A 20693-nucleotide genomic window follows, 5' to 3' on the forward strand; every position below is an offset into this window, starting at 1 on the left:
CGGTCCGGTGAACGGAAGGCGAAGATCACCCACGTCGCTCACTACAGTGCTGTAGAAATTGCCTGGTCGAAGCATGATCACCTGAGGCGGTGTCGCGTGCGTCGCGTGCGTCGCGTGTGGAGGAGGCAAGGCGGCAGGATGCCCGAGCAGTACGTCCCCCTGGCCGGTACGGCCCGTGCCCGTACGGTCCTGGCCCGGCGGTGCGGTGCCGTCGTCGAGGCGCGGTGGTTCGCCGTCGCCGTCTTCACCCTGATCCTCGCCAACGCCGCGCTGCTGGGCGTCGAGACGTACTCCGGGCTGGTGGCGGCGTGGCGGCCCTGGTTACGGCTGGCCGAGCACGTCTGCCTGGCCGCCTTCACCGCCGAGATCGCGCTGCGGCTCGCCGCGCACGCCGACCGCCCCCGGCACTTCTTCAAGGACCCGTGGAACCTCTTCGACCTCGCCGTCGTGCTGTGCGCGTTCCTGCCGGTCGTCCGCGAGAACACCACCGTCCTGCGGCTGCTGCGCCTGGCCCGCGTGCTGCGCACCGCGCGCTTCCTGCCGCAACTGCGCGTCGTCCTCGTCGCGGTGGCCCGCAGCCTGCCCGGCACGCTGAGCTTCCTGCTGGTCGGCGCGTTGCTGCTCTACGTCTACGCCATGGTGGGCTGGGTCTTCTTCGGCCGGCACGACCCCGAGCACTACGGCTCCATCGGCCGCGCCGTCCTCACCCTCTTCCTGCTGATGACCCTGGACGGCATCGGCGACGCGGTCCACGCGGGCCTGGACATCTCCCGCTGGAGCCTCCTCTACTACGGCTCCTACGTGCTGCTCGCCTCGTTCGTGCTGGTCAACGTGCTGATCGGGGTCGTCATCACGTCGCTGGAGGAGGCCCGGGAGATGGACGGCCGAGACGCGGGGCCGCCGGAGCGGGCGGACGAGGAACGGCAACGGCTGCTGCTGCGCCGCGTCGAGGCGGCACGGCGGGCGCTGGCGGAGCTGGAGGAGGAACTGGGGCGGGAGGGGGCCGCTCGGTCGCCGGTGTCCGCCGCGTCCCCGGCCGGACCGGCGGGCGCTCCGGGGGCGCGGATCACGTAGGTTCCCTTCGTGGGGAGCGTGGCCACCAGTCCGCGTCTGCGCGGCTCGACGACGGCCCGTCGCACGGTGCCGCCCCCTCGTCAGTGGCCGGACGGCCCCAGCACCCCGGCCACCAGGTCCCGGGCGTACGCGGCGTCCAGGCCGGCCGGGCGGAAGAGGATGCGGTACATCAGGGGCGCGACCACGCGGTCGACGACCGTCTCGACGTCGGGGACGGTCTCGCCGCGGGCGGTCGCGCGGGCGAGGACGACGTCGATCTGCTCGGCCGCGTACGCCGAGCACTGGCCGGCGTTGCTGCCGTCCGGGTCGCCGAGCAGGGCGTCGCGGACGTAGGCGCGGCCCGCGGGGGAGGCCATCTCGTCGAGGAACAGTTCCGCCCAGGCCGTGAGGTCGGCGGCGAGGTCGCCGAGCTCCTCCGGTTCCGTCTCGGGGCGCAGCCGTTCGACGGCCACGTCCGAGAGCAGTTCCCGCAGGTCGCCCCAGCGGCGGTAGACCGTCGACGGGGTGACGCCCGCGCGCCGGGCGATCAGCGGCACGGTCAGGGCGTCCCGGCCCGCCTCGGCCTCCAGCTCCCGTACCGCCGCGTGGACGGACTCCTGGACCCGCGCGCTGCGACCGCCCGGGCGGACCATCTGCCGGCGACTCATGACCCCACCTCTTGCTCGACACCTCTTGCTCGACCGCGTAGCGATCCGCTCATCGTACGGCGTTAAAGCGAACGTCTGGCTTTAGTGATGCCGTGGCGGGCCGGTCAGGCCGGAACCGTCTCAAGCAGCGCACGGGTCTCGGCGACCACCCGCGCGCTGAACGCCGGGTCGTGCACCTGGGCGGAACCCCGCATCGGACGTCCCTTCTCGTCGTAGTAGGCGCCCGTGGTGTCCGACGCGTCGGTGAGTATCCGGGTGATCACGCGCGCGGCGGTGCCCGGGTTGGTCCAGTACTTGATGAGCGGGGCCAGCGGTGAGAGCAGGTACGTCGACAGCAGGCGCAGGAACAGACCGGCGTCGCGGCCGAGGTTCGTGCCGGGGGCGAAGCCGGGTTCGATGGCGTTGAACCGCAGCCGGGGCGTTTCGCGGGCGAAGGCGAACACCGTCGCCAGGTTGCACTGCTTGGACGTGGCGTAGGCGTCCGCGCCGGGCAGTTTCGAGCCGCCGGGCTTCCACTCGCCACGGATGCTCGCCTCGGCCGAGATGTACCGGGCGCCGCGGAAACCGGACATGGTGGCGGGCTTGCGCTCCGGATCCTCCACGGCCGAGACGATGAACACCACCTGCGTGCCGTCTTCGAGGTGGGGCACGAGCGTCTCGGTGAACACGAAAGGCCCGATGTGGTTGGTCGCGTAGGCGATGTCCCAGCCGAGGGCGTTCGTGCCGGGACGGCGGGGGAAGACGCCGGCGTTGTTGAGCACGCCGGCGATCGGGAGGCCCAGCTCCGTGATCCGGGCGGCGGCGCGTCGCACGCTCGGCAGGTCCGCGAGGTCGCAGACGACGGTCACGGCCTCGCCGCCGCCGCGCTCGACGCGTGCGCGGACGTCGTCGAGCTTGGCGGCGTCGCGCCCGACCAGCACGACGGTGCCGTGCCGGGCCAGTTCGAGGGCGGTGCGGCGGCCGAAGCCGGAGGTCGGGCCGGTGATGACGTAAGCCTTGCCGGACATGGCGCTCCTTAGATGTCTGACTGGACAGTCATTAACGGACGTGCGTGGTGGTGTGCGGAGGCAGGGGGGAGGTGGACCCTGGGCGGGTCAGCCGATCATGCGCCAGAGCGCTTCGAAACCGGACCGCTTGTGCTCGTCGGCGCCGCCCGGGTCGTTGATGATGTAGTCGATGGTGGCCTCGGCCAGGGCGTTGCACAGCGCGAACACCAGGGTCGCCGGGGCGTCGCGCATCGGGCCGTTCGCCCGGCCGCGCTCCAGGACCTCCCCCAGGCCCCTCATGGTCCGGCCCGCGGTCTCATGGGTGGACGCCGTGATCTCGTCGGAGACCTGGAGCTGCGCCAGGGCGCGGCGCTTGTGGGGGTGGGCCGTCGCCCAGTCCGTCCAGCGTGACCACACGTGCAGCGTCTGGGCGCGCGCGTCGCCCGCGGGCAGGCCGCCGAGCGCGGCCGCCCCCATCTCCCCCTTCAGCTCCAGGTACAGCTGGTTGAGCAGATCCGCTTTGGTGTCGAAGTAGGTGAACAGCGACCCGTTCGAGACGCCGGCCTCCTTCGCGATCGCCGCCGTCGCCGCCCCCAGCCCCTGAACGGCGATGATCCGGGTGGCGGCAGCCATGATCGCCGCGCGTTTGTCGTCGCTCCGGGGCCTGGGCATGAGGACAGCATGTAGGAGAGTGGTCAGTCAGTCAAATGGTGGGCGCGGGGAGCCGTCCACGCCGGCGCCGACCGTTCGTAGGCCCGCCCGGCCCGCAGCAGCACCGCCTCCTCGAAGGGGCGTCCCAGCAGCTGCATCCCGATGGGCAGCCCGTCCCCGTCGTGACCGACCGGGACGGTCAGCGCGGGGACGCCGGTGATGTTGGCGGGGGCGGACAGGCGTACGTAGGCGTCGGAGACGGTCTCGACCGTGCCGTCCGGCCAGGTGACCGTCTCCCGGCCGGCCGGCACCGCGGTCAGCGGGACCGTCGGGGCGGCGATCACGTCGACGTCCGTCAGCAGCCGGGCCCACTCCCGGCGCATCAGCGTCCGGGCGCGCTGGGCGCGCAGGTGGTCCCCGGCGGACATCAGCTCCCCGGCCTCCAGCAGCACCCGGACGTCGTCGGCGTACCGGTCGGGTACGCCGCGCAGGGTGCGTTCGTGGTAGGCGGTGGCCTCCGGCACCATCAGGCCCCACTGGACCGCCTGGACGTAGCGGGCCATCGGGATCTCGACCTCGGTCAGCCGTGCGCCGAGGTCGCGGAGCCGGTCGACGGCGCTGCGGACGGCGGCCTCCACCTCCGGGTCGACGTGATCGAAGTAGAAGGTGCGCGGCACGCCGACGCGCAGGCCCGTCAGGTCGCCGGGGCCGGGCCGGTGGCCGGCGGCCGGGGCGGGCACGGAGGCCGGGTCGCGGGGGTCGTGCCCGGTCAGGGCGGGCAGGACGAGGGCGGCGTCCTCGACGGTGCGGGTGATCGGGCCGACGTGGTCCAGCGACCAGGACAGCGAGGTCACGCCGTGGCGGGGGACGAGGCCGTACGTGGGTTTGAGGCCGACGACGCCGTTGAGCGCGGCGGGGACGCGGATCGAGCCGCCGGTGTCGGTGCCGAGCGCGAAGGTCGCCGTACCGGAGGCCACGGCGACCGCCGAGCCGCCGCTCGAACCGCCGGCCACCCGGCCCGGGTCCCAGGCGTTGCGGGTCTGCGGGGTGGTCAGCCCGTAGGCGAACTCGTGCGTGTGCGTCTTGCCGACCAGGGCCGCGCCGGCCTCGGTCAGCCGCGCGGCGACCGTGCTGTCGGCGTCGGCCCGGTGGCCGTCCCGGACCCGGGAACTGGCGGACGTCGCCGTCCCCGCCACGTCGATCAGGTCCTTCAGTCCCATCGGGATGCCGTGCAGCGGGCCGCGCAGGCGTCCGGCGGCGGCCTCCGCCTCGGCCGCGAGCGCCGAGCGGCGGGCGCGGTCGGCGGTGACGGTGACGTAGGCGCCGAGGTCCCGGTCCACCTCCTCGACGCGGTCGAGTACGGACTCCAGCAGTTCCACGGGCGACAGCCGCCGTTCCCGGATCGCGTCCGCGGCGGCGGCGAGGGTCAGGTCAGCGGGGGTCATGGCTCGGCTCCTCGGCGCGGTAGGCGGCGGCGGGCGGGGTGTCGCCGAAGTCCAGCTCGCGCAGGACCGAGACGACGGCGTGGATGTGCCGGGCGGCCTCGCGGGCCGCCGGGGAGGGGGCGGGGTCGTCGGGGGACATGGCTGTGGCGCTCCCGGGGGATCGACGTTAAGGCTAAGTGTTTGCGTTAGCCGACCGTAGGTCCTAGCCTGCCTAAAAGCAAACGATTAGCTTTTGAAGGGAAGTCCGCCCATGCACGCCCCCACGTGGACCGTCGGCGACCTCACCGTCCACCGCGTCGACGAGACCCCGCTGCCGCCCGCGACCGGCGCCTGGCTGCTGCCCGGAGCCACCGCCGGCCTCGTCCGCCGGCAGGACTGGCTGCGCCCGGACTTCGCGGACGAGGAGGGCGTCCTGCGCCTGGGCAGCCACAGCTTCGCCTTCGTGACGCCGGACGGCCGACGCGTCCTGGTCGACACCGGCATCGGCAACGGCAAGACCCGGGCCAACCCCGCCTGGCACGGCCTGCGCACCGGCTACCTTGACCGGCTCACCGCCGCCGGCTTCGCCCCGGACACCGTCGACCTGGTCGTCCTGACCCACCTGCACACCGACCACGTCGGCTGGAACACCCGCGAGGTGGACGGCGCGTGGGTCCCCACCTTCCGCAACGCCCGGTACGTCACCTCACGCGCCGAGCGCGACTTCTGGGCGGGGCAGGCCCTGGACGGTCCCCGGCGGCAGATGTTCGCCGACTCCGTGCTCCCCGTGGAGGAGGCGGGCCTGCTCGACCTCGTCGACGTGCCGCCGGACGGCACCGGCCTCGCCCCCGGCCTGCGCCTGCTGCCGACGCCGGGCCACACGCCCGGCCATGTCGCCGTCCAGCTCACCAGCGGCGGCGCCACCGCGCTCGTCACCGGCGACTGCGTCCACCACCCGGTGCAGTTCGCGCACCCGGCCCTCGGCGCCTGCGTCGACGTCGACCCGGCCCGCTCGGAGGCCACCCGCCGTGCCCTCCTCGCCTCCCTCGCCGGTACGGACACCCTCCTCCTGGGCACCCATTTCCCCCCGCCGACGGCGGGGCGGGTGGTGGCGGACGGGGAGGGGTACCGATTGGTGCCGGTGGCGGGCAACTGACGGCTGCGGGCGGGGCGTCCCCTGACTCCTGACCTGCGGCTTCTGGTCCCCGGTCCCTGGTCCGCGACCCCTGACCTGTGGCTCCCGATCCCCGGCCCCTGACCTGTGGCTCCTGGTCCCCGGTCCCTGGCCTCCGGCTCCTGGTCCCCGGCCCCTGGCCTCCGGCTCCTGGTCCCCGGCCCCTGACCTGTGGCTCCTGGTCCCCGGCCCCTGACCTGTGGCTCCTGGTCCCCGGCCCCTGGCCTCCGGCTCCTGGTCCCCGGCCCCTGGCCTCCGGCTCCCGACTCGCGGCCCCCCGGCCCCCGCCCGTCGGGCTGCCGGCCTACTCGCTCTTCCCGCCCGCCCCGATGGCGGCCCGGCCCCGCCGCCGCAGCTCGTCGCGCTCGGCGTCCGGGATCGTCATCGACTCGGCGAGCACGGCGGCGAGCGCGTCCACCCGGGCGGTGTCGGCGTCCGTGTCGGCGCGGAAGAGCCACCGGATGCTCTCGTCCCGTGTGATGAGGTCGATCGCCAGGCGCGCGCCCCTGTCCTGCGTGGTCGCCGCCCGGACGTAGCGCACCTGGTCGACGGGGATGTCCTGGCGGATCTCGCCCTGTTCCAGGAACGCGTTCGTCCTGGCCGTGACGATCCGCCGGTCCGTGACGGCGACCAGTGTCTTCGCCGAGGCCCTGTCCCTCGCCGCCGCCAGCTTGTCCTTGGCCCCGCCGAGGATCGCCGAGATCGGGCCGACGGCGTCGAGCTGGTCGGCGAAGCCGAGGACACGCAGGGTCTCGCCGTCTTCCAGGAACCAGCGCAGGATGCGCAGATACGGTCCGAGGTCCGGCGTTCCGGGTGCGCAGACGACGTCCGGGGCCTCCAGCGCGGGGGCCGGCGGGCGCAGGGCGTCGGCGAGGGGCCGGATCGCCTCCAGGAGGCGGGCGGAAGTCTGGCGGGCCGCCTTCGCGTCCTTCCGCTTGCCCGGCAGGGACTGCGACAGGCCGTCGCGGCCGGGCAGTTCGGCGACGATGCTCAGCTCGCGCGTCAGCGAGGCGACGAGGCCCGCCGTCTCGGTGAGGGCGGAGTCCAGCTCCGCGCGGGTGTCCCGCGCGATGACCTCGACGAAGCGCGCCTCGTCGGCGTCGTCCTGTCCGGTGGCCCTCGCCCGGCCCGCGCGCAGCGCCTGGTACCCGGCCCACGCCTTGAGCGAGGACAGGAGGGCGTAGGTGTCGAAGACGATCGCCTCGGCGTTGGTCTGGAGGTACTCGCGGTTGCGCCGCGTGTCGCTCTGGTCGATCTGTCCGACGTGGCCGCGGACGTTGCGCCGGTACAGCTCGCGCTGCTTGTCCAGCGCCGCCTGGGCGCCCGCGACGCCGTCCCAGAGGGAGGCGGGGACCGTCTCGACCTTCCGCGCCTGGTCGATGGCGCGGTCGACGGTGGTGACGAGCCCCGTCAGTTCGGACCACTGCTCGTTGCGGATGGCCGTGAGGACCTGGCTGGTCAGCGCGATGTTGGTCCGGACCAGACCCGTGACCTCGCTGAGCTGCATCTGGAGGCCCACCATGGCCAGCGCCGGCCCGAGCGCGGCCGCGGTCTGCGCGGCGCTCAGCGCGGTCACGGGGATGAAGCGGGCCTGGGCGACGATGCGGCCCGGGAACATCAGCGTGCCCAGGTTCGCGCCGTCCTTGACGGCGAGCGTCGCGCCGGTCTTCAGCAGGGCCTGCGTCGCGTCGCTGAGCCGGTAGAGCCCCTGCGCGCCGGCGAACGCGCTGCCGAGGTTGCCGGCCACCGTCGCCGTGTTCCCGACCGAGGCGAGGACGGCGGCCAGCCGCTCGCGGTCGACGGCCGGCACGATCCCGAAGTCGACCAGCTCCGGACCCAGTTCCGCCGGTACCTCGCCGAAGACGACGGCGACTCCCGGGAGCACCTCCGCCAGGACCGTCGACGCCGTCGTCGAGTCAGCGGCATCCCGCATGTGATGTCCTCCCCCAGAGACGCACGACGGCCGGACGTCGTCGCCGAACACCGCCGAAGTCTACGGCCCGACAGCCCGGGTTCCGGCCCGAGTTCCCGAAAACCGGCCGCCGGGCCGGCTCACCGCGGACGCGACCGCACGAACCCGTGGCTGCGCTCCACCTTCGCCACGTGCAGCGTGTACCGCTCGTACCATTCGGCCCGCCCGCGCCGCTGTGCCGCGCGGTGCTCGGCGTCGGTCCGCCACGCGGTGAGGGCGTCGGCGTCACGGAAGTAGCCGACGGTGATGCCCAGCCCGCCGGGGGTCTGCGCGTGGTCCATCCCCAGGTACCCGGGGACGTCCTTCACCAGTTCCTCCATGCGGGCGTTGGTCTCGCCGTAGCCGTCCTGGTCCTGGGTGCGGACCGTGGTGAACACGGCGACGTAGTAGGGGGGTTCGTAGGCTTCGACGGGTGTGACTGGAGTTGCCGGGTGATCGCTCATGGCGTCACCGTAGGGCGCGGGTGTACGGCGGGTCAGGCCACCACCCTCTCCTCCGTGACCATCACCGCCACCGAGGCCAGGTCGATGAACTCGGCCTCGTCCGGGTGGACCCGTTCCCGGTAGTTCGCGGACGCGAAGAAGGCGTCGTGGTCGGCCCAGTTGTCGAACCAGATCTCGGTGAGGCCGTCGTAGGCGGGGGCGGGGTAGTTCCCGGCGGGGGCGGGCACGGGGTGGGACACGGTGTACTTCCGCACATACCGCCGCGCCTCCGGAATGGAGGTGAACAGCGGCGCGTGGCGGGCTCGGTGGTACTCGACGAACGACTCGAAGGACATGCCCTCGGCACGGTTGATCAGGAATGCGAACTTGATCACGATTACCCCTCTTCTCGGCGGTCGGAGTTAACCTAAACGCTCACATCGGTGTGAGGGGCAAGTGGCAAGGAGAGCGAGGAGCCGGTATGCGGATCGGTGAGCTGTCCGCCCGGACCGGGGTCAGCCGTCGGTCGCTGCGCTACTACGAGGAGCAGGGGCTGCTGGTCAGTTCGCGGTCCCCCAGCGGCCAGCGGTACTACGACGAGGGCCATGTCGAGCGGGTCGCGCTGATCCAGGCGTTCCTGGCCGCGGGCCTGTCCAGCGGCACCATCGCCGGCATGGTTCCCTGCATGGCCGAGCCCAGTGCCTCCCGGGCCGAGCGGGCGCTGGAGGTCATGGGCCGCGAACGGGACCGGCTGTCGTCCGCCATCGAGTCGCTCACCGCCGCGCGGGCCGCGCTCGACCGGCTCATCGACGAGAACCGGCGGTACCTCGCCGCCGCGCCGCCCGGCGCAGCACCGGAGCCTCGATGACGTAGTGGGACAGCAGGGCCAGTACGCCGGTGAGCAGGGCCGTGGCCGCCAGGCGGCCCTCCGTCATGCCGAGGGAGGCCAGGAAGCGGACGACCGGATAGTGCCAGAGGTAGAGGCCGTAGCTGAGGTTGCGGCCGGTCCAGGACAGCGGGGCCAGGGACAGCAGGCGGGCGAGGCGGCCGTCGCGGCGCAGCTCCAGGTCGGTGACGAGGGTGGCGGAGACGGCCGCCACGGCGAGGAGGCCGGCGGTGTACCAGGCGGCCGTCCAGACGCCTGCGTCCTGGGTGACCGGCATCCGCCAGGCCGCGAGGAGGAGCAGCCCGAGGGCGGGCCAGGCCAGCCGGGCGGCCCAGGTGCGCAGCCGCGCCAGGCGGGGGTCGTCGGCGCGCAGCCGGGCCAGCAGTACGGCGACCAGGGCGCCGGCCAGCAGCTGGTCGGCGCGGGTGTCCGTGCCGTTGTAGACGCGGTGCGCGGCGTCGGGGGCCCACAGGGCGCAGCGCCACAGGACCGGCAGCGCGCACAGGGCGGCCGCGCACAGCAGGACGGTCCGGGGGCGGAGCCGGTGCAGCAGGGCGAGCAGGAGCAGCGGCCACAGGAGGTAGAACTGCTCCTCCACACCGAGCGACCAGGTGTGGGCGAGGGGCGCGGTGAGGTCGGAGTAGGGGCCGGCCTCCCCGGCGCGTACGAGGTTGACGACGAACGCCGCGGCCAGGCCGGCCGCCTGCCACGCGCCGTCGAAGGCCCACAGCGAGGTGGCCGCGCCCAGGACGGCGCAGACCGCGCACATCGTCCACAGCGCGGGGACCAGGCGGGCCCAGCGGCGCCGGTAGAAGGCGAGCAGGGCGATCCGGCCGGTGCGGGCGTACTCGGCGAGCAGCAGCCGGGTGATGACGAAGCCGCTGATGGTGAAGAACAGGTCGACGGCGACCGAGCCGCCCGGCATGAGGTCCGGCTCGACGTGGTACACGAGGACCAGCGCGACGGCCAGGGTGCGCAGCCCGTCCAGTCCGTCGATCCGGCCCGGCCGCGCGAGCGCCGACGGGAAGCCCCGGAGACCTCGGGCCTCGTGGCGCCGGGCCGCCGGGGCGGCGGGTCCGCCGGAGGCGTCGCCGGTCTCCGGGGCGGTCGTGGGCGCGGTCGTCGAGTCCGGTGCCTCGGCCATGGACTGGGACGCTTCCCCTCTGCCGGCGTCAGGAGCGGTGACCGGGGGCGCCTGCCCGGAAAGCGCGGTCGTATGCCTTCCGGGCGGCCGGGCGAGTGTGCCGGACGGCTCTGTCAGACGTTCACGCCGAAGTCGGCGGCGATGCCCGCCAGGCCCGAGGCGTACCCCTGGCCGACGGCGCGGAACTTCCACTCCGTGCCGTGCCGGTACAGCTCGCCGAAGACCATGGCGGTCTCGGTGGAGGCGTCCTCGGAGAGGTCGTAGCGGGCGATCTCGGCGCCGCCGGCCTGGTTGACGATCCGGATGAACGCGTTGCGGACCTGGCCGAAGCTCTGGCCGCGGTTCTCGGCGTCGTGGATGGAGACCGGGAAGACGATCCGGTCGACGTCGGCCGGTACGGCGGCCAGGTTCACCTTGACCGTCTCGTCGTCGCCCTCGCCCTCGCCGGTGAGGTTGTCACCGGTGTGCTCGACCGAACCGTCGGGGCTGGTGAGGTTGTTGTAGAAGACGAAGTGGCTGTCGGAGAGCACCTTGCCGGAGGTGTCCAGCAACAGCGCGGAGGCATCGAGGTCGTAGTCGGTGCCGGTCGTGGTGCGCACGTCCCAGCCGAGGCCGACCAGGACCGCGGTCAGGCCGGGGGCCTCCTTGCTGAGCGAGACGTTGCCACCCTTGGCCAGGGAAACTCCCATGACGTACTCCTTCTCGTGCGGTGTCAGTTGGTTGTCCGTCGCTACCCGCTCAAAACTACATGGCTGTAGAAATACGCGGATTCAGTCCCGCGAGTCGCCGAACGGCAGGCGGTGGCCGATCAGCGGGACCAGGGCGCCGGCGATGGCCGGGCCCCAGGTCGCGGCGTCGAAGAAGTCGCACCGCACCGGCCGGTCGAGCGGCGTCGCCGACAGCCGGCCGCCCAGGAAGGCGCCCGCGATGCCGGTCACCGTCGTGCCCCCGCTTGTGGAGGCGACTCCGGACAGCCTAACTTCTACACGTCTGTAGATTCTGCGGGGGAGCGACCCTCAGTGAGCGGTAGCAGGGGAAAGCGGCGGCGTACCCCGCCGGAAGGCGGCCGGCCGGGCGGGCTGACGCGGCGGGGCAGGGTCGTGGCCTGGAGCGCCGGGGCGTGCGCGGTGCTCCTCCTGGCCCTGGCCGGAGCCGGCGCCTGGGTCTACCACGACCTGGACGGCAACATCCACGCCGCCGACCTCGACGGCGAGCTCGGCGGCGAGCGGCCCGGGAACCTCAGCCCGGGGTCGCGGAACATCCTGGTCGTGGGCTCCGACAGCCGGGACGGCGACAACGCGGAGTACGGCAAGGGCCTGACCACCATGCAGTCGGGCACGCTGATGGTGCTGCACGTCCCGGCCAGTGGGGAGTGAGCCACGGTCGTGTCGTTCCCCCGCGACTCCTGGGTGGAGATACCCGCCTGCGAGCAGGGCGACGGCTCCACCTCCGCACCCCACCACTTCAAGATCAACGAGGCGTTCGCGATCGGCGGCTCGGGCGGCGACGTCTCCGGGGCGGCGGCCTGCACGATCAAGACGGTCGAGGCCGCCACCGGGCTGCGCGTCGACCACTTCGTGTCCGTCGACTTCCAGGGGTTCAAGGGCATGGTCGACGCGCTGGGCGGGACAGAGGTCTGCCCCGAGGAGGCCATCCACGACGAGAAGGCCCACCTGGACCTGGCGGCCGGCTGCCAGACGGTCGAGGGCGAGGAGGCGCTCGGCTACGTGCGCGCCCGTCACAGCATCGGGGACGGCTCCGACACCGGACGCACAGGGCGCCAGCAGGAGTTCATGCGGGCCCTGGTGGAGAAGGCGCGGGCGAGACTGACCAGCCCCGCCTCGCTGTACGGCTTCCTGGAGTCCGCCACCGAGTCGCTGACCACGGACGCGGAACTGGCCGGCATCAAACCCCTCTACGGCCTCGCCACCGTACTGAAGGGCGTCCCCGGCGACCGGCTGGCCTTCCTCACCGTCCCGAACTACCCCCGCGAGGCCGACGTCGCCACCGACAAGGCGAACGTGGTCTGGCAGTACCCGCAGGCCGCCGACCTGTTCACCGCCCTGGCCGGGGACGAGGAGGTCGACGAGGAGCGGCTGGCGGCGGACGCGAAGAACCCGGTGTACGCCTCCACCGTCCGCGTCCGGGTCCTCAACGGCACCGGCGTCACCGGCCGGGCCGCCGCCGTCGCCGAGAAGCTGACCGAGGCCGGGTACGCCGTCGTCGGCACGGGCAACGCCCCGGCGACCGACCGCACCACGGTCACCCACACCGCGCCCCTGGCCCGCCGGGCGGCGTCCCTGGCCTCCCGCTTCCCCGGGGCGCGGGACGAGGAGGGGGATGGGGGAGCGGCGGCGGACGCGGTGACGCTCGTGGTGGGGACGGACCTCGATCCCGACGACGTCAGGTGAGGGGCTCGCCGGGCTCAGCGGCACGGTGGCCGCCGCCGAACCCGGCCGGAAGTACCGGCCGGCCGGGTTCAGGTCACCAGCCCGTGCCGGTAGGCGTACACGACGGCCTGGACGCGGTCGCGCAGGCCCAGCTTGGTGAGGATGCGGGAGACGAACGTCTTGACGGTCTCCCGGCTGATCAGCAGCGCCGCGGCGATCTCGGTGTTGGACAGGCCGTCCGCGATCAGGCGCAGCACCTCCAGCTCACGCGGCGTCAGCGGGACGGCCGGGTCCGCGCTCTCCTCGGCGGGGCGGATACGGGTGGCGTACCGGCCCACCAGCCGCCGGGTCACCTCGGGGTCCAGCAGGGCCGCGCCCGTGGCGACGGTGCGGATGCCGTGCAGCAGCCGGTCGGGCGGCGCGTCCTTCAGCAGGAAGCCGCTGGCGCCGGCGCGCAGGGCCTCGTAGACGTACTCGTCGAGGTTGAACGTCGTCACCACCAGGACCTTGACGGGGTGTTCCACCCCGGCTCCGGCCAGCAGCCGGGTGGCCGCGATGCCGTCGAGCCCCGGCATGCGGATGTCCATCACCACGACGTCCGGGCGCAGCCGGCCGGCGAGGTCGACGGCGGTCTGTCCGTCGCCGCACTCGCCGGCCACCGAGAGGTCGGGCTGGGCGTCGATGATGGTGACCAGGCCGGTGCGGATCAGTACCTGGTCGTCGCAGACCAGGACCCGCGTCGGGGCCGCCGTCCCGTTGCCGGCGGGGATGCTCACGACGGGCTCCCGGAGGGGATGCGGGCCCGCACCGTGAAGCCGCCGCCCGGCCGTCCGCCCGCGCTGAACTCGCCGCCCAGCACGTCGACCCGCTCCCGCAGACCGGCCAGGCCCCGTCCGCTGCCGCCGGGGGACGCCGACCGGTCGCCCGCCCCCTCCGTGCTGACCTCCACGGTGATCTCCTTCTCGCCGTGGCGCACCGCGACCGAGGTGCGGATGCCGTGGGCGTACTTGAGGGCGTTCGTCAGGGCTTCCTGCACCACCCGGTAGGCCACCAGGTGGGCGCTGCCGGCCGAATCCGGCGCGGTGCCCTCCTCGGTGAACTCCACCGGCTGGCCCGCCCGGCGGGTCTGTTCCACCAGCGAGCCGAGGGTGCCGACGTGCGGTGCCCGGTCCTCGGGCGACCGGGTGCCGTGGTCGGGGTTGAGCAGGTCGAGCAGGTGCCGCAGGTCGCTGATGGCCTGCCGGCCGGTGTCCGAGACGGCGGTCAGGGTCTGTTCGAGCCGGTCGGGCGCGGCGGTCAGATAGCGGGCCGCCTCGGCCTGCACGACCATCGCCGTCACATGGTGGGTCACCACGTCGTGCAGCTCGCGGGCGATCCGGGTGCGCTCGGCGGTCCGGGTCTCCTCGGCGACCCGGAGGCGGCGTTCCGCCTCCGCGTGCCGGGCGGAGCGCAGCCACGACCCCATGCCCCACACCAGCGCCGTCACCACGTAGAACACCGCGTACTCGCTCACCGCCTCGACCGACCCGAGGTGGGCGAGGGCGACGGCCAGCGGTACGTACGCCGCCGTGAAGGCCAGTGCGGTGATCCGCCGGTGCCGTTCGACCAGGGAGCCGGCGCCCAGCAGCGCGAAGGCGAACGCGGTGCCCGCCACGGAGTGGTAGCCGCGCAGCTGGTCGAGGGCGAAGCCGGCCGACGCCAGGGCCAGGCAGGCGGCCGGCCAGCGCCGGCACACCGTCAGCGGGAGGCACTGCAGGGCGATGGCCAGCACCGCCAGCGCGTCGAAGGGCCGGTCCGCCACTCCGCCGATCTGCGTGCCGTGGTTGTGCAGCGACGGCATGAACGAGGTGACCAGGAGCAGGGGGCCCAGCACCACGTACCAGGCGGTGACATCGATGCCGCGCAACCGCCCGGCCGCGGTGCGCAGCCGGGCCGGGACGGCGTTCCGCAGTGCGATCACCGGGCGAGCGTAGCGGTCGTGGTCTTGCGGGCGGCACGCCGCATGGGCACCAGGTGGCCCCGGCGGTGGGCCAGCATCAGGAACACGATCGTCACCACGGTGCAGAACGCCACCGAGTACACGCTTCCCTCCGGGCCGAAGTCGCCGCCGGTGAGCGCCACCGGGCCGGAGGTGGTGGAGTCGAGCAGGCCCTGAGGGGTGTCGTTGCCGGAGACCTCGGTGCTGAAGACGCCGGACGCGGTGAAGTTCCAGCCGAAGTGCAGGCCGATGGGGACCCACAGCCTGCGGGTGGCGATGTAGGCGGCGGTGAGCATGCCGCCGGCCTCGATGGCGATGGCGACGGCGCCCCAGACGGAGGCGTTCGGGTTGAGCAGGTGCGAGGCGCCGAACAGCAGGCCGGTGAGGATCAGCGCGATCCAGGTGCCGGTGAGCTTCTCGACGAAGCGGAACAGCACGCCGCGGTAGAGCAGTTCCTCCGTCACGGCGGCCCCGGCCATGAAGCCGAGCAGCCCGACCGCGCCGGACGGCGACCCCAGGCCGTGGACGTCGTAGTACTCGGCGGTGAAGAGGTTCGCGATGACGGCCCCGAAGACGGCGGCGCCGATCAGCAGGCCCCGGCCGAACGCGGGCGCGGCTCCGTCCAGGGACACCTCGGTGGACGGGCGGTGCTCGGTGCGGCGTACCACCCATCCGTAGAGGTACAGCCCGAGTGCGACGGTCGCCGCGCCGGCGATCAGCTGGAGCCAGGGGCTGTCCTCCACCGCCATCATGGCCTGGCCCCCGACCATCGAGACGACCACCACGGTCAGCAGCTGCCAGACGAACCTCATGAGTACTTCTCCTTACTCGAATGTGGGGGAGGGAGCGGTCAGCGCTGGTCGGCGGCGGCCTGGGTGGTGACGTCGCGGACGGCCTCTACGGCGAGTCCGGGCCGGTCGGTGTAGATGTAGTGGCCGCTCTCGGCGGCGGTGCTCAGCTCGCTGCGGGAGGAGAGCGCGAGCCACTGCTTCTGGCCCGCGGACCACATCTTCTCCAGGGCGGGCCCGTACTCGGGGACGGCGGCGTACTGGGTCTCGTGCTGGATGACCGCCACGGGGATGTCGCCCGCGGAGCGGACCTTCGCGTCGTCGATGACGAACCGCTCCGGGTTCTGGCCCTGGTTGGCCGCGAGGGTCTGGTCCCGCAGCTCGGCCGCCGGGCCGGCGGCCGACTCGGGGACGGCCTTGGCGAGGCCCGCGTTGAGGGCCGGGATCGTGGCGTCCATCAGGACCAGCCCCTTGACCCGGTCCTGGTGGTCGGGGGCGTACCGGGCGGCGATCAGTCCGCCCAGCGAGTGGCCGGCCAGGACGACCGGGCCGTCACCGGCCACGTGGTCCAGCACGGCGGTCAGGACCTTGCCGCTGTCGGCCTGGCGCTGGACGGTGGCCGGCTGGTCGCTCGCGCCCTCGCCGAGACGGTCGTAGGAGCAGACCCGGTCCCGCTCGCTCAGCTTCTTCCGCAGGTCCGCCATCTTGTCCAGGCCGTCGCCCGCTCCGGCCAGGAGCACGACGACCGGCCGGTCCTCGACCGGGGAGCCGGCGCAGGAGACGTTCACGGAACGGCCCTGGACCTCGATCTTCCGGGCCCCGGTGAACGTGGCGGGGGCGGTGGCGGCGGCGGTGCTGCCGAGGGCGTCGTCCACGATGTCGTCCACGGCGTCGTCGATGGTCCCCTCAAGTGCCTTCTCGTCCACCGCCGCGGGCGCCGTCTCGTCGCAGGCGACCAGTCCGGTGCCGGCCACGCCGCACAGCAGTGCGGCCATCGCGGTTGCCTTGATCGTGCGCAGCATGAGGACTCCAGGAAGGACCGGGGGAGGGAGGGGGAGGCGGCCTCTCCGGTGTCCGGCGGCCACACCAGAAATCTAGAGAAACGGCGGCCCGTGAGCGTCACCCCGGGGGGCGGACTTGTGTGTCCCCCACGTGGGGGACAGCAGGGGGGAGCGGGCCACGACGAAGGGGCCCGAGCCGGGTGACTCGGGCCCCTTCGGGGTGGTTCGGGGGGTTCCTCAGCTGGGTCCGGCGGCGTAGGCGGCCAGTCCGTCGGCCATCCGCCGCATGAAGCGGGTCAGGTACCAGGACCAGAACGGTCCGGTCCAGCGGACCTTGGCCTCGAAGACGCCGGACCAGGTGATGTCGGTGCCGCCGTCCGGCGTCCCGGTGAGGTCGACGGTGCCGCGGTAGGAGCGGAAAGGGCCGCCCAGGCTGTCGTAGCCGAAGCGGCGGTCGGGGACCAGTTCGCCGACGCGTTCCCGGGAGACCACCCTGCCGGTACGGAAGACACGGACGTCGCCGACGCGTTGCCGCTCGCCCGGGTCACCGCCGCCCTCGATCTCCGCGGCGTCGATCGGTGACCACGCCGGCCAGGTCGAGGCGCGGACCAGCGCCGAGAACACGGCGCCGGGGGCCGCCGGGGAGTGCGAGGTGACGGAGTAGGAGTGCGGCATGTGGTCACGCTAGTGCGGTGCCGGCCGACCGGACACGCTCCCGATTGCGCTCTCGCCGGTCACATCCTGCGGTAGACGGAGGGACGGACGCCGACGTGCTTGAGGAACGCCGCGGACAGGCTGGCGGCGCCGGAGAAACCGCAGCGGGCGGCGATCCGGTCGAGGGGCTCACCGGTGCCGGTGAGCAGGCGGCGTGCCTCGGCGATCCGCAGCCGGGTCAGATACCGGTGCGGGGTCTCGCCGGTGGCCTCCCGGAAAACGCGGATGAAGTGGTACGTGCTCAGCCGCGCCTCGGCGGCGAGATCGGCGACGGTCAGCGGGTCGGCCGGCCGCTCCCGCATCAGCGCCACGGCGGCCCGGACGGCGGCGTGCTCGGGGCCGGGCAGGGGCTGGGCGCGGCCCCGGGCCAGCAGGTGCGTCAGGAGGAAGGCGGCGGCCGACTCGGCGTACAGGTCGCTCCCGTCCGGGGACGCCGCGAGCGCCCGCACGACCTGCTCGACCAACGGGTCGCCGGTGCCGACGGCGGCGGCGAGCGCCTCGAAGTCCGGCGCGGGGGAGCCCAGTTCGGCGGCGGTGCGCTCCACGGCGGCCCGGGGCAGATGCACCTGGACGCTGCGCAGCGGGGCGGCGGCGCGGTAGCCGCGCAGGGTCGGCCGGCCGGGCAGCATCAGCTCCAGCCGCCCGGGGACCCAGCGGCGGCGCGTCGTACGGCCCCCGTCGCGCGTCCGCATCACCGCCTCCCCGCCCGTGCACAGGACGAGGTGCAGATCGCGGGTGCCGGGCAGCGGCAGGGCCTCCGCCTCCGGCGCGTGGACGAAGCCCTGCACCAGCACCGAGCGCCAGCCCGTCTCCTCCCAGCTGCAGAAGGTCCGCCGCACGAACCGGTCCGCGTCGAGGCCCGCGTACGGCGCGAGGTCGAAGTCGGGGGAGTCGAACACGTCCTCAGCCTAGGCGGCGGCCCAGCGGCCCAGCGGCCCAGTGGCCCAGCGGCCCACCGGGCACTGATCCGTGATCTGTGACCTGCGTCACGGTGCAAGGTGCCTGCAAGGAAAGTGCCGTGGGCGCCGGGAAACCGCTCGTCGACCGCCTGTGTGGCGACGAGCGATGGGGGATCGCATGTCCTTGGCAACCACAAGACCGGCGTTGATCGAGCAAGGCCACTGGCTGACCGTGCGGGACTGCAAGCGGGTGCTGGTGGTGGTCCACACGGTGACGTTCGCCCAACGGCTGCGGGAGGTCTTCGGACTGCTCGCCGACGACCTGCGGATCCAGGTGGTCTTCACCGCCGCGCCGCACGCCTTCGGCGCCGGAGTCACGCAGTACCTGCGGGGGCTGGGCATCACCACCGTGCCCTGGGAGGAGGCGCTGCGCACGGAGTTCGACCTGGCGCTCGCCGCGGGCTCCCGCGGAGTGCACGAACTGCGCTGCCCGGTCGTCCGTGTCTCGCACGGCGCCGGGCACATCAAACCGCTCACCGACACCACCGCGCGGACGCCGGGCGGGCGGCGGGCGCCCGGCATGCTCAGCCCGGTGCACCTGATGCACGAGGGCCGAGTGGTCCCGGCGGCGGTCGTCTACGCCCACGAACGCGACGTGGCCGAACTGGCGCGCACCTGCCCGCAGGCGCTGCCGGTCGCCCATGTCGTGGGCGACCCCTGCGTCGACCGGATCACGGCCGCCCTGCCCCGGCGCGCGGACTACCGGCGGGCGCTGGGCCTGACGGAGGGACAGCGGCTGGTGGTCGTCACCTCCACCTGGGGCCCGGCGTCGACGTTCGGGCGGCTCGACGCCCTGGTGCCGCACCTGCTGAGCCAACTGCCGGGCGACCGCTACCGGATCGCGCTGTCGGTCCATCCGAACGTGTTCGCCGGGCACGGCCCGTGGCAGGTGTACGGCTGGCTGGCAGGCTGCCGGGGCCGTGGCATCGCGGTCGTGCCGCCGGAGGCCGACTGGCAGTCCCTGCTGGTCGCGGCCGACTGGATCGTGGGCGACCACGGCTCGCTGGCCGCGTACGGCACCCTCACGGAGGCGGCGTTGCTGCTCACCGCCGGTCCGCGACGGGAGGTGTCGGCGTACTCACCGGCCGCGCTGCTGGCCGCCGCCGCGCCCGTGCTCTCGCCGCTGCACCCGCTGGCCGAGCAGTTGGAGTACGCGGCGCGGACCCGGCGGCCGGGACAGTACGACCAGGTGACCGCCTCGCTGTCCTCGGCACCGGGGGAGTTCCACCGGCGGATGCGGACGGTCGTCTACCGGTTGCTGGGACTGGGCGAACCCGCCCGCCCGCCCGCCGTCGCCCCACTGCCGCCGCCACCGCCGCTGCGGCAGTGGGAGACCCCGGCGGAGGACGAGGGGGCGACGGGGTGAACGGCGAAGCGTCCGGTGGGGTGTTCGGTGGGGTGTCTGGTGGGGTGTTCGGTGGGGTGTCTGGTGGGGTGTTCGGTGGGGTGTCTGGTGGGGTGTTCGGTGGAGCGTCCGGTGGGGTGACCGCGGATGTGTCCGGCGGGGTGGGCGCGGATGTGTCCGGCGGGGTGGGCGCGGGGCGCGCGGCCGTCCGCCGGCCGGCCGGGCCGGACGAGCCGGACGCCGCCTGGGCCACGGTGTGCTTCAGCCCCCCGGCCCTGGCCCGGGACGACGGCACCCGGCCGGCCCGGTCGGCCTCCGCCGTCTGGCGCACGGCCGCGGCCCGCGGCCCGGTCCTGGTGCGGCTGTACGGGTCGTTCCCCACAGCCGCCCACGGCCGGTACGGACCTCCGCCGCCCTGCCGGCACGCGCCCGGCCGGCTCCCGTGCGACGTCCACCTGTGGGCGGACGCGGACCGCTCCCGTCGGTCCGGTCCCGGCCTCGTCGACTGCGCCGACGTCCTCGTCAGCCCCGCCCCGCTGCCGCTGCCGGCGGCCCGCGGGCGGGTGCGCGAGCTGCTCGCACGCCATCCGGGGTGCCTCGCCGCGGTGTCCTCCTCCGGCACGGGGTGTGTCGTCGGGGTGCGGACCGGTGCGGGCGGTCCGTGGTACGGGCGGCTCGCGTGCGACGGGGCCTGGGGCCGCGCCGCCCCCCGGGTGGCCGCCTCGGTCGTGCACGCCTGGACCGTGGCCGGACGGCCACCGGACGCCTTGCGGTCGCTCGCCGCCGCGGGGCCCCCGGTGCGCGCGTACGGGCGGTACGCGTAGGACGACGACCACCGGCCGCGGCACGTCGGCGCCGCGGCCGGTTCGGTCGCCCGGTCGGTCCGGTCGCCCGGTCGGTCCGGTCGCTCGGTCGCGCGGTTGCGCGGTTGCTCCGGGCGGTCCCGGCAGGTCCCGGGGCGGTCCTGGCGGCCCGGTCTCTCCGGTCATCTGGGTCGCCCGGCCCGGTCACTCGGGTCACCTGGGTCTGTCCGGTCATCTGGGTCGCCCGGCCCGGTCACTCGGGTCACCTGGGTCTGTCCGGTCATCTGGGTCGCCCGGCCCGGTCACTCGGGTCACCCGGGGCACTCCGGTCACCT

Annotated in this window: 22 protein-coding genes and 1 pseudogene; 6 read left to right on the plus strand and 17 right to left on the minus strand. The window is 73.9% G+C overall.

Features of this window, described 5'->3' with window-relative positions; translation table 11 throughout:
• Positions 1-138 precede the first annotated feature (138 nt).
• Entirely contained in the window at positions 139-1074 is a 936-nt protein-coding gene (locus tag ACZ3IG_RS17715; RefSeq protein ID WP_467432929.1) for an ion transporter, read from the plus strand.
• An 80-nt stretch (positions 1075-1154) separates the two neighbouring features.
• Here the strand turns inward: ACZ3IG_RS17715 and ACZ3IG_RS17720 are convergent, their stop codons facing one another.
• From ACZ3IG_RS17720 to ACZ3IG_RS17740, 5 genes are all read right to left on the minus strand, one after another.
• Positions 1155-1721: a TetR/AcrR family transcriptional regulator gene (locus ACZ3IG_RS17720; protein WP_467432931.1), complete on the minus strand. Its 567-nt coding sequence runs from the start codon at positions 1719-1721 to the stop codon at positions 1155-1157.
• A gap of 104 nt (positions 1722-1825) precedes the next feature.
• Positions 1826-2728 (minus strand): SDR family NAD(P)-dependent oxidoreductase, encoded by a 903-nt coding sequence (locus tag ACZ3IG_RS17725; protein WP_467432933.1) that lies wholly within the window; start codon positions 2726-2728, stop codon positions 1826-1828.
• Positions 2729-2815: 87 nt separating this feature from the next.
• Complete coding sequence (locus tag ACZ3IG_RS17730) at positions 2816-3379, minus strand: TetR/AcrR family transcriptional regulator (protein WP_467432934.1); 564 nt, start codon at positions 3377-3379, stop codon at positions 2816-2818.
• Positions 3380-3402: 23 nt separating this feature from the next.
• The gene (locus ACZ3IG_RS17735) at positions 3403-4803 is read right to left on the minus strand and encodes an amidase (protein WP_467432936.1); all 1401 of its coding nucleotides are present in this window, start codon (positions 4801-4803) and stop codon (positions 3403-3405) included.
• On the minus strand, positions 4790-4942 hold the full coding sequence (locus tag ACZ3IG_RS17740) for a hypothetical protein (protein ID WP_467432938.1): 153 nt from the start codon (positions 4940-4942) through the stop codon (positions 4790-4792). The genes ACZ3IG_RS17735 and ACZ3IG_RS17740 overlap by 14 nt, the downstream gene beginning before the upstream one ends.
• 111 nt (positions 4943-5053) lie before the next feature.
• Between ACZ3IG_RS17740 and ACZ3IG_RS17745 the strand changes: the two genes are divergently transcribed.
• Complete coding sequence (locus ACZ3IG_RS17745; RefSeq protein ID WP_467432939.1) at positions 5054-5938, plus strand: MBL fold metallo-hydrolase; 885 nt, start codon at positions 5054-5056, stop codon at positions 5936-5938.
• Between the two features lie 322 nt (positions 5939-6260).
• Here the strand turns inward: ACZ3IG_RS17745 and ACZ3IG_RS17750 are convergent, their stop codons facing one another.
• From ACZ3IG_RS17750 to ACZ3IG_RS17760, 3 genes are all read right to left on the minus strand, one after another.
• Positions 6261-7889, minus strand: coding sequence for a hypothetical protein (locus ACZ3IG_RS17750; protein ID WP_467432941.1), 1629 nt, complete (start codon positions 7887-7889; stop codon positions 6261-6263).
• Between the two features lie 119 nt (positions 7890-8008).
• A complete protein-coding gene (locus ACZ3IG_RS17755; protein WP_467432942.1) occupies positions 8009-8371 on the minus strand; it encodes an antibiotic biosynthesis monooxygenase family protein in 363 nt (120 codons plus the stop codon).
• A gap of 32 nt (positions 8372-8403) precedes the next feature.
• Positions 8404-8745, minus strand: coding sequence for an EthD domain-containing protein (locus ACZ3IG_RS17760; protein ID WP_467432944.1), 342 nt, complete (start codon positions 8743-8745; stop codon positions 8404-8406).
• Positions 8746-8831: 86 nt separating this feature from the next.
• Here ACZ3IG_RS17760 and ACZ3IG_RS17765 point away from each other — a divergent pair, with 86 nt between their 5' ends.
• Complete coding sequence (locus ACZ3IG_RS17765) at positions 8832-9218, plus strand: MerR family transcriptional regulator (protein ID WP_467432945.1); 387 nt, start codon at positions 8832-8834, stop codon at positions 9216-9218.
• Here the strand turns inward: ACZ3IG_RS17765 and ACZ3IG_RS17770 are convergent.
• The 3 genes from ACZ3IG_RS17770 to ACZ3IG_RS17780 form a co-directional block, all read right to left on the minus strand.
• The gene (locus ACZ3IG_RS17770) at positions 9154-10380 is read right to left on the minus strand and encodes an acyltransferase family protein (protein WP_467432947.1); all 1227 of its coding nucleotides are present in this window, start codon (positions 10378-10380) and stop codon (positions 9154-9156) included. The genes ACZ3IG_RS17765 and ACZ3IG_RS17770 overlap by 65 nt on opposite strands.
• A 113-nt stretch (positions 10381-10493) precedes the next feature.
• Positions 10494-11069, minus strand: a complete 576-nt coding sequence (locus ACZ3IG_RS17775) for a TerD family protein (RefSeq protein ID WP_467432948.1) — start codon at positions 11067-11069, stop codon at positions 10494-10496.
• A gap of 81 nt (positions 11070-11150) precedes the next feature.
• Entirely contained in the window at positions 11151-11318 is a 168-nt protein-coding gene (locus tag ACZ3IG_RS17780; protein WP_467432950.1) for a hypothetical protein, read from the minus strand.
• Positions 11319-11399: 81 nt separating this feature from the next.
• On the opposite strand from ACZ3IG_RS17780, the pseudogene ACZ3IG_RS17785 reads away from it, so the two are divergent.
• Positions 11400-12791 (plus strand): annotated as a pseudogene (locus ACZ3IG_RS17785) (LCP family protein).
• Positions 12792-12859: 68 nt separating this feature from the next.
• On the opposite strand, the gene ACZ3IG_RS17790 reads toward ACZ3IG_RS17785, so the two are convergent.
• The 6 genes from ACZ3IG_RS17790 to ACZ3IG_RS17815 form a co-directional block, all read right to left on the minus strand.
• Positions 12860-13540 carry a response regulator gene (locus ACZ3IG_RS17790; protein WP_467433157.1) on the minus strand — a complete coding sequence of 227 codons (681 nt, stop codon included), beginning with the start codon at positions 13538-13540 and terminating at the stop codon, positions 12860-12862.
• Between the two features lie 2 nt (positions 13541-13542).
• Entirely contained in the window at positions 13543-14697 is a 1155-nt protein-coding gene (locus ACZ3IG_RS17795) for a sensor histidine kinase (protein WP_467433159.1), read from the minus strand.
• A gap of 29 nt (positions 14698-14726) precedes the next feature.
• Positions 14727-15560 carry a lysostaphin resistance A-like protein gene (locus tag ACZ3IG_RS17800; protein ID WP_467432951.1) on the minus strand — a complete coding sequence of 278 codons (834 nt, stop codon included), beginning with the start codon at positions 15558-15560 and terminating at the stop codon, positions 14727-14729.
• A gap of 38 nt (positions 15561-15598) precedes the next feature.
• Positions 15599-16558, minus strand: coding sequence for an alpha/beta fold hydrolase (locus ACZ3IG_RS17805; protein WP_467432953.1), 960 nt, complete (start codon positions 16556-16558; stop codon positions 15599-15601).
• A gap of 216 nt (positions 16559-16774) precedes the next feature.
• Complete coding sequence (locus ACZ3IG_RS17810; protein WP_467432954.1) at positions 16775-17212, minus strand: SRPBCC family protein; 438 nt, start codon at positions 17210-17212, stop codon at positions 16775-16777.
• Between the two features lie 59 nt (positions 17213-17271).
• Positions 17272-18150 (minus strand): helix-turn-helix domain-containing protein, encoded by an 879-nt coding sequence (locus ACZ3IG_RS17815; protein ID WP_467432956.1) that lies wholly within the window; start codon positions 18148-18150, stop codon positions 17272-17274.
• Positions 18151-18328: 178 nt separating this feature from the next.
• Between ACZ3IG_RS17815 and ACZ3IG_RS17820 the strand changes: the two genes are divergently transcribed.
• Both ACZ3IG_RS17820 and ACZ3IG_RS17825 read left to right on the plus strand, forming a co-directional pair.
• Entirely contained in the window at positions 18329-19576 is a 1248-nt protein-coding gene (locus ACZ3IG_RS17820) for a hypothetical protein (protein ID WP_467432958.1), read from the plus strand.
• 116 nt (positions 19577-19692) lie between these two features.
• Entirely contained in the window at positions 19693-20379 is a 687-nt protein-coding gene (locus ACZ3IG_RS17825) for a hypothetical protein (protein WP_467432959.1), read from the plus strand.
• Positions 20380-20693: the final 314 nt, after the last annotated feature.

The sequence above is a fragment of the Streptomyces sp. NPDC016677 genome (assembly GCF_055562815.1).

Bases quoted from the DNA above. Each gene is read 5' to 3' on its own strand.
- ACZ3IG_RS17750 (WP_467432941.1), bottom strand. From the start codon at position 7,889: ATGCGGGATGCCGCTGACTCGACGACGGCGTCGACGGTCCTGGCGGAG.
- ACZ3IG_RS17735 (WP_467432936.1), bottom strand. From the start codon at position 4,803: ATGACCCCCGCTGACCTGACCCTCGCCGCCGCCGCGGACGCGATCCGG.
- ACZ3IG_RS17730 (WP_467432934.1), bottom strand. From the start codon at position 3,379: ATGCCCAGGCCCCGGAGCGACGACAAACGCGCGGCGATCATGGCTGCC.
- ACZ3IG_RS17820 (WP_467432958.1), top strand. From the start codon at position 18,329: ATGTCCTTGGCAACCACAAGACCGGCGTTGATCGAGCAAGGCCACTGG.
- ACZ3IG_RS17725 (WP_467432933.1), bottom strand. From the start codon at position 2,728: ATGTCCGGCAAGGCTTACGTCATCACCGGCCCGACCTCCGGCTTCGGC.
- ACZ3IG_RS17775 (WP_467432948.1), bottom strand. From the start codon at position 11,069: ATGGGAGTTTCCCTGGCCAAGGGTGGCAACGTCTCGCTCAGCAAGGAG.
- ACZ3IG_RS17810 (WP_467432954.1), bottom strand. From the start codon at position 17,212: ATGCCGCACTCCTACTCCGTCACCTCGCACTCCCCGGCGGCCCCCGGC.
- ACZ3IG_RS17765 (WP_467432945.1), top strand. From the start codon at position 8,832: ATGCGGATCGGTGAGCTGTCCGCCCGGACCGGGGTCAGCCGTCGGTCG.
- ACZ3IG_RS17800 (WP_467432951.1), bottom strand. From the start codon at position 15,560: ATGAGGTTCGTCTGGCAGCTGCTGACCGTGGTGGTCGTCTCGATGGTC.
- ACZ3IG_RS17770 (WP_467432947.1), bottom strand. From the start codon at position 10,380: ATGGCCGAGGCACCGGACTCGACGACCGCGCCCACGACCGCCCCGGAG.
- ACZ3IG_RS17755 (WP_467432942.1), bottom strand. From the start codon at position 8,371: ATGAGCGATCACCCGGCAACTCCAGTCACACCCGTCGAAGCCTACGAA.
- ACZ3IG_RS17805 (WP_467432953.1), bottom strand. From the start codon at position 16,558: ATGCTGCGCACGATCAAGGCAACCGCGATGGCCGCACTGCTGTGCGGC.
- ACZ3IG_RS17715 (WP_467432929.1), top strand. From the start codon at position 139: ATGCCCGAGCAGTACGTCCCCCTGGCCGGTACGGCCCGTGCCCGTACG.
- ACZ3IG_RS17720 (WP_467432931.1), bottom strand. From the start codon at position 1,721: ATGAGTCGCCGGCAGATGGTCCGCCCGGGCGGTCGCAGCGCGCGGGTC.
- ACZ3IG_RS17745 (WP_467432939.1), top strand. From the start codon at position 5,054: ATGCACGCCCCCACGTGGACCGTCGGCGACCTCACCGTCCACCGCGTC.
- ACZ3IG_RS17740 (WP_467432938.1), bottom strand. From the start codon at position 4,942: ATGTCCCCCGACGACCCCGCCCCCTCCCCGGCGGCCCGCGAGGCCGCC.